Source organism: Streptomyces sp. UH6 (assembly GCF_013421635.1).
Taxonomy (GTDB): domain Bacteria; phylum Actinomycetota; class Actinomycetes; order Streptomycetales; family Streptomycetaceae; genus Streptomyces; species Streptomyces abyssomicinicus.
The window spans coordinates 1-8,853 of sequence record NZ_JACADT010000144.1 but is presented as its reverse complement, the minus strand read 5'-3'; the positions used below and the strand labels follow the sequence as shown (position 1 = coordinate 8,853).

Annotated in this window: 10 protein-coding genes; 4 read left to right on the top strand and 6 right to left on the bottom strand. The window is 73.5% G+C overall.

All coding sequences use genetic code 11. The features are described 5' to 3' along the window. Positions 1 to 256: 256 nt before the first annotated feature. Positions 257 to 439: a hypothetical protein gene (locus tag HW445_RS10605; RefSeq protein ID WP_180220778.1), complete on the top strand. Its 183-nt coding sequence runs from the start codon at positions 257 to 259 to the stop codon at positions 437 to 439. A gap of 204 nt (positions 440 to 643) precedes the next feature. Beyond that, complete coding sequence (locus tag HW445_RS10600) at positions 644 to 1,864, top strand: PP2C family protein-serine/threonine phosphatase (protein WP_308798821.1); 1,221 nt, start codon at positions 644 to 646, stop codon at positions 1,862 to 1,864. A gap of 572 nt (positions 1,865 to 2,436) precedes the next feature. Here HW445_RS10600 and HW445_RS10595 read toward each other — a convergent pair. The 4 genes from HW445_RS10595 to HW445_RS10580 all read right to left on the bottom strand — a co-directional run bounded on the left by HW445_RS10595 (position 2,437) and on the right by HW445_RS10580 (position 5,793). Continuing rightward, complete coding sequence (locus HW445_RS10595) at positions 2,437 to 3,600, bottom strand: CDP-alcohol phosphatidyltransferase family protein (protein ID WP_180220777.1); 1,164 nt, start codon at positions 3,598 to 3,600, stop codon at positions 2,437 to 2,439. A 208-nt stretch (positions 3,601 to 3,808) separates the two neighbouring features. Next, complete coding sequence (locus tag HW445_RS10590; RefSeq protein WP_180220776.1) at positions 3,809 to 4,177, bottom strand: hypothetical protein; 369 nt, start codon at positions 4,175 to 4,177, stop codon at positions 3,809 to 3,811. 1 nt (position 4,178) lies between these two features. Continuing rightward, complete coding sequence (locus HW445_RS10585; RefSeq protein WP_180220775.1) at positions 4,179 to 4,664, bottom strand: TetR/AcrR family transcriptional regulator; 486 nt, start codon at positions 4,662 to 4,664, stop codon at positions 4,179 to 4,181. A gap of 79 nt (positions 4,665 to 4,743) precedes the next feature. Continuing rightward, on the bottom strand, positions 4,744 to 5,793 hold the full coding sequence (locus HW445_RS10580; RefSeq protein WP_180220774.1) for a zinc-binding dehydrogenase: 1,050 nt from the start codon (positions 5,791 to 5,793) through the stop codon (positions 4,744 to 4,746). Positions 5,794 to 6,146: 353 nt separating this feature from the next. On the opposite strand from HW445_RS10580, the gene HW445_RS10575 reads away from it, so the two are divergent. Both HW445_RS10575 and HW445_RS10570 read left to right on the top strand, forming a co-directional pair. Continuing rightward, entirely contained in the window at positions 6,147 to 6,404 is a 258-nt protein-coding gene (locus HW445_RS10575) for a hypothetical protein (RefSeq protein ID WP_180220773.1), read from the top strand. Between the two features lie 145 nt (positions 6,405 to 6,549). Then, positions 6,550 to 7,350, top strand: a complete 801-nt coding sequence (locus HW445_RS10570; protein ID WP_180220772.1) for a GNAT family N-acetyltransferase — start codon at positions 6,550 to 6,552, stop codon at positions 7,348 to 7,350. Positions 7,351 to 7,353: 3 nt separating this feature from the next. Here HW445_RS10570 and HW445_RS10565 read toward each other — a convergent pair whose 3' ends face one another. Together HW445_RS10565 and HW445_RS10560 are read right to left on the bottom strand one after the other, a co-directional pair. Further along, positions 7,354 to 7,890 carry an HD domain-containing protein gene (locus tag HW445_RS10565; protein WP_180220771.1) on the bottom strand — a complete coding sequence of 179 codons (537 nt, stop codon included), beginning with the start codon at positions 7,888 to 7,890 and terminating at the stop codon, positions 7,354 to 7,356. A 206-nt stretch (positions 7,891 to 8,096) separates the two neighbouring features. Next, on the bottom strand, positions 8,097 to 8,853 hold a 757-nt coding region (locus HW445_RS10560; protein ID WP_180220770.1), incomplete at its 5' end, for a hypothetical protein.

Sequence of the window (8,853 nt, the reverse complement as noted above, 5' to 3'; positions counted from 1 at the left end):
CCCGCGAGGCGCCGTGACGCCGTGACGCCCGACCGCGAGGGTGGGAGCGGCCTCGGGAACCCCGGTGAACAGGCGCGCAGGCGGGGGCGTGCCCGGTGGGGGTGCGCGCCCCCTGCTGGGTCCGATGGGTGAACGGAGGGCGCGACACGGGGCCGACGGCGTATCCGCACGGCTTGCGGCTGGTGGCATGAGGGCACCGGACGCGATCACCCGCCCGACCGTTCCGCGTCCGGGGACCGAACCCTGAGGAGGAACCATGCGCGTTCGCCGCGCCACCGCCACCGTTCTGGCCGCCTTCGCCCTCGCCGCCGCCGGCCTCGGCGCCGGGACCGCCGTCGCCGACGGCGACGACGACCACTCGCCGAACATCTTCTCCGGCACCCAGTGGACCTCCGAGGAGGGCAACTACGGCACCGCCAACGCCGGTCACGACGACTGACGGCCGCGACGCGACGTCACCGACGGCGCTGACGTCAGGTCCACTCCCGCCCCGCACCCCCGCGGCCACGCGTCCGGCGACGCGACGGTACCGGGGGTGCGGCGCGTCACGGCGGGATCCGCGCCGCATGTCGGCTCGCGGTGCGGGAGACGGGTGCTGAAGGTGTCGTGGGCGCGTCGGAGGCGTCGGTGAGAGGGGCGAACCGTGGATGAGCGAGCGGCGGCGGCGCTGGAATGGGTGCGCCTGATCGAGGAGAGCCACACCGTCACCCTGGATCAGCTGCCGTGGCTGATCACACGGCACGCGACCGCCGCCGGGCTGCACGACACGGCCGTGTTCCTCGTGGACCTGCGCGAGAAGGTGCTCCGCCAACTCACCGGCGAGGGCCCGGACGCCGGCCACCGCGGGCAGTTGTTCACCATCCACGGCAGTCTGCCCGGCCAGGCCTACCAGCGCGTCGACGTCCTGCCGGAACGGCTCGCGCCCACGGAGACCGGCCGGCGGCGCTGGTGGGTGGCGATCACCGACGGGGTGGAGCGGCTGGGCGTGCTGCGGGCCGACACCGACACCGACGGCGAGCACGTTCGGGAGATCCTGCGCGATCTCGCGTCGACGACGGCCCTGCTGCTGCTCAGCAAGCGCTCCTACAGCGACTCCTACGCCCGGCTGACCCGCACCGAGCCGATGAACGTCGCGGCCGAGATGCAGTGGAACCTCACGCCGCCCCCGGCGTTCGCCGGGCACGAGGTGACCGTGGGCGCCGCGGTGGAGCCCGCCTACCACGTCGGCGGGGACGCCTTCGACTACGCCGTGGCCGACGGCACGCTCCACCTGAGCATCTTCGACGCGATGGGCCACGACACCACCGCCGGCATCACCGCCAACGTCGCGGTGGCCGCCTGCCGCAACGCCCGCCGCCAGGGCGCGTCCCTGGTCGAGACCAGCCGCCACGTGGAGAACACGCTGGTGCGGGAGTTCAGCACCAGCCGCTACGTCACCGGCATCATCGCCGAGCTGAGGATGAGCACGGGCCGGCTGACCTGGATCAACCGCGGTCACCACCTGCCGATCCTGTTGCGGGGCAACCGGTGGACCACGGAGCTGAGCTGCCCGCCGGCCGGTCCCATGGGCACCGCCCTCGGGCTTCCGGTGACCGAGTGCACCGAGCAGCTGGAGCCCGGCGACCGGCTGGTGCTCTACACCGACGGCATCGTGGAGGCGCGCAGGCCCGGCGGCGAGGAGTTCGGCCTGGACCGGTTCGTCGAGTTCATCCTGCGCCACCACTCCGGCGAGCTCACCCTGCACGAGACGCTCCGTCGGCTGATGGCCGCCGTGACGGAGCACCACGGCGGGGTCCTCGCGGACGACGCCACGGTGCTGCTCACCGAGTGGCGCGGCGGGCACCAGAACAAGCTCACACCGTGAACCCGGGCACCAGGACAAGCTCACGCCGTGAACCCTTCCCCCTCCGGAGGGGGACGGCCGGCCCGGTGACGCGGCGGGCGCCGTACCGCTTCGCCCGTTCGGCCCAACGCGGAGGACATCACCCGTTCCGCCCAGCGCGGATGCCGCCGTCCGCGTGTCCGCCGGATGATGGACGCACCTCAGCCTCAGCCCCTGCTTCCCGCTCGCCCCGAAGCACTCCGTGATCCACACCCACGAGTCGATCACCGGCGCCTACGAGCGCACGGTCACCTGCTGACCGGCGGCCCGCTCCGGTGTCGCCCGGACGGCCCCACGGGAGTGCGGCGGGCGGCGGCCGCTGGTGGGATCGACACGTCGGCCCCGCGCCGCACAGGCCAGAGCCGTGCGGGGCCGACGGCGAGGCCCGTGCCCCGGCCATGAGGCCTGTGTCCCGGCGGGGCGGCAACACGAAGGACCGGCACCCGCGAACGCGGGTGCCGGTCCTGTGCGCGCCGGTGAGTCGGCCGGCGGTCCGGGTGATCACATGCCCTGGCGGCGCCTTCGGCGCCGCCGGGACACGCGGGTGGACCCGGTCAGAACGTGCCGGACGTGGCGGCCGGGACGTCGGCCGCCTCGGTCCGCGACTGCGACGGCAGGAACGACGCGGCGTCCTTCCCGTCCTCGGCGGCGGGCTCCGGCTGAGGCGCGACGTAACCCTTGAACGCCTCGGGCACGATCACGCCGACCGTGTTCGCCGGGGCGGGGCTCAGCTCGGCCATCACCCGGTCGAAGTCCTTGGTGGAGAGCCAGAACTTGTACATGATCACGAGCTCGAAGGCCAGCATCAGTGCCGCGGCGACGGCGGTGGTCCACAGGAGCTGGCCGATCAGCGGGCCCACGATGAAGACGAACATCTGGAACTCGATGCCGCTGACCAGGTGCGGCCGCACCCGGCGGTTCAGCAGCGCGGTGCGGACCCGGGTGTACCAGGGGAACTTGGTGCGGAACTCGGTGTGCAGGTCGATGACCTTGCGGTCGGGGGCCTGGGCCGCCCGCAGCTGCTCCTCGGAGCGGTCGGCCTCGTCGCCGTCACCCTCGGTCTCGCTGTCGCGGAGCAGGTCCTCCATGAACACGACGCCCGCGTCCACCGCGGCCTCGTCGTCGGCCGCCGTCACGTTCGCGGAAGCCGGGTTCGTGACGACGCCCGCCTCCATCGCGGCGGCCGCCTCCTGCGCACGGCGGGCCCGCATCGCCTTCTTGATCTTGCTGCGCATGCCCGCGCGCATCTTGTAGATCTGGAGCGCGTCGAGGTACCGGAGGCTGTCCAGGAAGACGATCACCAGACCCGCGAGGAGGAATATCCCCTCGCCGGTGCGCAGGTACTGCCCGCCCATGAGGCCGACCGCGCAGAACAGCACGCGGACACGGTCGAAGACGTAGTCCAGCCAGCCGCCGAACAGGGAGCCGTTGTTCTTGAGCCGGGCCAGCTTCCCGTCGACGCAGTCGAGCACGAAGCTGAAGTGGTAGAGCACCGCGCCGATGATCAGCGACACCGGGTCGGCCGCCAGGAAGAACCCGGCCGAGACCAAACCGAAGATCAGCGCGGCCCAGGTCACCCCGTTGGGCGTGATGAACCGGAACCTGGCCAGGACCAGGAGCATCCGGGTGGCCAGAGGATCGACGAGAAACACCGTCCACCAGGCGTCACGCTTCTTGCAGGTGAGCTGCTGAACAGCTTTGAGGGAAAGTTGACTCATGGCTCCTCGTCACACGGGATGCTTTTCCGATTGGCTACTGCCCTCGCCGTCGGCCACCCCGACGACCGCCCCCGCGACGGCGGCATCGTGATCACAGGCTTAGGGAAATCGGACTTGTAACTATCAGACGCTCGTCTCCACCGGAAGTTTGCCCTCCATTTGGGTGTCGTTCATCACAGTCTCCGCCGTACAACCCGGCGCGCCCGGATCAGTCGCCGCGCGTGAGTGATCGTTCGACGAGCGCGACGGTGGCGCGGGGGTCGTCGACCTCCACCACGAGACGGTCGTAGGTCTCCGCGTCCGCGAGCTCGACGACGACCGCCTTCTCGGGGTTCTTCACGTCCCAGAACAGCCACTCGCCCTGCCGGCGGAAGCGCCCCGCGGTGACCACGCCGGGCATGTGGGTCCCGGCCACGCGGACGCCCTTCGGCTCGCGCGCCATGCCGGGGTCGTGGGTGGCGCCGCGCACGTTCCCGAGCGGGATCTCCAGGCGGCTCTTGAGCGCCCAGAGCTTGTCGAGGCCCTGGATCTCGACGATCAGCAGGTTCCGCTCGTGGTCGATGGACATCAGGGCCATGTCAGTACTCCTTGGGGTCGGCCGGCCGGGCGCGCAGACGCAGGCGGGCACCGAGAACGGTGGAGGCGAGCTGAGGCGCGGCATCGCCGTGGGTGGGGCGCAGGGCGTCCTCCAGAGCCGTGACGCCCTCCGCGACCAGCGCGGCCACCTCGGGGTCATGAGGCGCGCGCTCGGTGGCGGCGAGCAGGAGCAGCCCGGCGGCCGGGCCGTCGTCGAACGAGGCGATCGCCGCCGCGAGCGCCTGCTCGGGTCCGGTGGCCGAGGCGATGGCCTCGGCGGTCGGCCGGATCTCGTGCGCGAGGTGGGCGCGCAGGGCCGTCAGGTGCAGGCTCCGCTTCGATCCGAACACCTTGTAGAGGCTGCCCCGGTGCACGCCGGTGGCGGACACCAGGTCGTCCACCGAGGTGCCCTCGAATCCGTGCGTGGCAAACAGGACGGCGGCGGCCGCGACGGCCTGGTCGGCGTCGAAGGCCCGTGGTCTTCCCATGTCCGTGAGCGTACGCAGTAAGAGAACGATCAGTCAAGAACGATCGTTCTCTTATGTCCCGCCATGCTCCGCCGTCGGCTCAGGGAAGCAGGACGATCTTCCCCACGTGCCCCCGGCGGGCCAGTTCCTCCTGCGCCAGGGCGGCCTCCTCCAGCGGATAGGTCGTGGCGATCACGGGCTGCACGGCGGCCTCGCGCGCCATCTCCATCAGCAGGTCGAAGTGGTGCGGCGTGTGCATCGCGGAGCCGATCACCTGCGCGTTGTGCAGGTAGAGACGGCGCACGTCGAAGGCGACGTCGTACCCGCCGAGCGCACCGGCGACGACCCACCGGCCCCCTTCGCGCAGCCACGGCAGCCCCTCGCTCAGCAGGTCCCCGGCGACGACGTCCAGCGCGACGTCGACACCGTCCGGGGCGACCACGCGCACCTGCTCGTCGAGGTCCCGGCCGCGGTCGATGACCTCGTGCGCACCCGCGTCGCGCACCAGGCTCATCTTGGACCCCCGGCTGACGGCGAGCACCCGCGCGCCCCGCGCCCGCGCGATCTGCACCAGCGCGAGACCGACACCGCCGGACGCCCCCGACACGAGGACGGTCTCCCCTTGCCGGAGCCGCCCCCGCTCGATCATGCCCAGCGCCGTGCCGTAGGCGGTGGGCAGGGCCGCGAGCTGGGCGTCGGTGAGCGGGGAGTCCGTCACGTCGTGCGCGCGTTCCACCCGGGCCGTCACGTACTCGGCGTATCCGCCGTCGCGCTCGCTCCCCATCAGGCCCACCGGGTACGCGTCCGGCCCGTCGGTGTCGTAGATCGCCGGGTCGACGACCACCCGGCGTCCGAGCAGCCCCGCGTCCGCCTCGGACCCGACCGCCACCACCCGGCCGGCCACGTCCGCCCCCTGGATGCGCGGGAAGTCGATCGGCCCCCGCCACCCCGACAGCGCCCTCGGGTCCCCCGGGCGGCCGTAGGCGCCGTCCCGGGTCCACAGGTCGGTGTTGTTCAGCGCCACGGCACTGACCCGGATCAGCAGTTCCCCCGCGCGCGGGGTCGGCACGGCCACCTCCGCCGGCACGAGGACCTCCGGCCCTCCGTGCGCGGTCAGCCGCACGGCACGCATCGTCTCGGACACTCCCATGCCGTCTGCGTACCGTGCATCGCCGACCGGAAACCCCGCCCCCCGCGCCGCCCGGCCCCACCGACCGGCCGTGCGTCGACGCCTGGGCCCGGCGGGAGGCCGTGCGGACGGACGAGCGCGCCGTGATCCTGAACGAGCCGGCCCAGGCGGTGCCCCCGTTTCCCGCGGGTCTCACGTGGTGCGAAGGCTTGGACGAACGCGAACGGACCCTCGCGCTGCGAGACCTCGGCCAGTTCTGTGTGCTGCCCTGATCACGCCCGGCCGTCGTGGTGTGCGGGCGGGCGGGCGTCCTGGGACGGCGGCCCGGTGACTACAGTGCGGCACTGTCGTGCACGCGTTCGAGGCAAGGGGTGGTGGCAGTGATCCGGTACCGGATCGAGCAGATCGCGGGCCTGCCGCCTGCCTTCGCGGCGGCGCTCGGGGTGTTGCTGCTGCTGCTCATCGCCGGTCTGGTGGGGGCGCTCCTGTGGCTGCCGGACTCCTCGAAACTGAGGAGCCCGGCCGCCCGCGAGCGGGCGCGGCGGCGCGCGGAGAGCCGGAAGCGGCAGAAGGCGCTGCGCCGGCGGCGGGAGGCCCTACAGCGGAAGGCGCGCGGGCGCGGGGACGCGTGACCCCGGCGACGCACGGGGAGGCCCCCGGGGCTTGGCCGGTTCGGGCCGTGGCCTCCGTGGGGTCGCGGCGTTGGACTGGGGGTGGGCAGGGCGTGCACGCGCCCCGGCCCGTCATCCGCTCGACGAGGCGAAGGGCTGCTGGGCTGTGACGGATCTCGCGGACACGATCGAATCGATGCGCCAGCTCACCACCGTGTGGCGCGCCATGGTGCTCGACCGCACCCCCGAGGCGGACGTGCGGGACCTGCCCGGCGTCGCCGTCCGCTGGGCCGACTGCCGGTTCCCCTTCTGGAACGCCGTCACCCTCACCGAGGACCGCGTGGACGCGCCGCTCCTCGACGCCCGCCTGCGGCAGGCGGCGGACGTGATGCGCGCGAAGCGACAGCCGGGCTTCCTCTGGCTCTTCGAGGGCCTGCTCGGCGAGGACGCCCGGGCGGAGCTGCCCGCGGCGGCGGAACGGGCGGGGCTGGAGTTCGCCTTCCCCGGCACCGGGATGGCCGGCGACCTGCTGCCCGTGCCGGAGCCGCGCCACCCCGACCTCACCTTCGTCCGCGTGACCACCGACGACCACCTGCGCGACTACGCCGACCTCAACTCGCGTGCCTACGGCTTCGATCCGGCCGCCGGCCGGGACGGCCTCGCGGGTTCCCCGCTGTGGAAGAGCGAGGTGTTCGCCTTCCTCGGCCTGCGCGACGGCGTGCCCGTGACCTGTGCCGCGGCGGTCGAGGCGGACGGCCGGCTGTTCGTCGCGCTGGTGGCCACGGATCCGGACCATCAGCGCCGCGGCTACGGCGAGGCGGTCACCCGCAGGGCCCTCCACGAGGGCGCCCGCGCCACCGGCCTCACCCGTGCCACCCTGCACGCCACCGAGGCGGGCGCACCGGTGTACCCGCGCATCGGTTTCGTGCCGAACTCCCCGATGCGGTTCTACGGGCTCAGGCCCTGAGCGTCAGGCCCCCCGCCGCCGCCGCTCCCTCAGCTCCCGCCGCTCCCTCAGCTCCTCCAGCAGCGGCGGATTGACGACGGCGACGATGGCCTCGACGTCCCGCTCGTCCGCCGCGGCCCACAGGACGTCGCGCGCCGCCCGGTACTTCGCGGCCAGACGGGCCCGCATCTCCTCCGGGAGCCGCGCCGCGCGGTCGGCCCTGCTGTTGTGGGCGTTGTCCGCGATCTTCACCAGGGTGGCGTCGCGGTCGGCGGCGATGCGGCGGATCTTCTCCTCGTAGGGCACGCCCGGCTGGTTGGTCACCGCCTCGACGGCCGCGACGACGCGCGGCGGGACTCCCGCGGCACGCAGCCGCTCGGGAGTCCAGCCGGTGTCCTCGACGACGTCGTGCAGCAGCCCCGCCATGACCAGCTCGTCCCCGAACGCCGCCAGCCCCGCGGCCACGGCTCGCACGTGCTCCACGTACGGCACGCCGGTCTTGTCGGTCTGCCCGGCGTGGGCCGCGGACGCGAGCGCGTCGACTTCGCCGACCGTCTTCACGTGACTCCCTCCTCCGGCGGCCGCCTCCGGCTCCGGCCCGGCTCCGGCGGCCGGCTCCGCCCTGCCGGGGTCGGCCGGCTCAGCCCGCCGGGGTCATTCTGCCCCGCCGTCCGTCGCCCTCCGGGCGGTGTCCCGGCGGAGGGCGTCGCACGGTTCCTCCGGGACCGCCCCGCCGCACCGGCGGGCGTCCGGTCCGGCCTGCGGCGTCAGATCGCGGCGTCCGCCGAGGTGCGGGCGAACCAGGTGCGCGTCTCGTCGGCGGAGAGGACGCGGGTCAGCTCCGCCGTGCCCGGCAGGTGGGGGAAGAACCGGTCGGCGTTCCAACTCCGCCGGTATGTCGGCTCGTCCAGCACGAGCAGACGGCGTCCCTCGACCACGGGTATGTCGTCGGGCAGCCCCTCGTTCCAGATCCGCTCGCCGTCCGGGGCGAGGAGCTCGAAGGCCCCGGTCGCCACGACGTCGGTCCGGCCCTGGGCGGGCGCGGGATCCGTGGCGAGCAGGACGCTCTCGGCCGACGGGGCGTCACCGGGCAGGTGACCCCCGCCGACGAGGACGTGGGCGAGCAGGGTGTGCAACTGGAAGTTGTCCCCGATGCCGCCGATGCGCACCTCGAAGCCGCGCCCGGTGGGCCGGTGCAGCACGATCAGGGGCTCGTCGTCCAGCACCGCCAGCGCGTACACCAGGCACTTGAGGTCGTGCGACTCCAGCGCCGCCAGTTCGCGCGCGACGGGCAGGAGCGCGGCCCCGTACCGGCGGCGCACCTCCGCGCTGCGGCACAGCACGGCCAGCGCGGGCGGCTGCCAGCCGTCCGTGGAGCACCAGGCGAGTGCCAGCCGCAGGGCCTCGTACTCGTCGTCGCCGAGCCGCGCGAGGAGCGCGTCGTCGATCATCTTCTCGTCGGGCTCGGGGAGTTGCTCCTCGGAGCCGCCGGCGGCCGTCCAGCGGCGCGCGAACTCCGTCGCG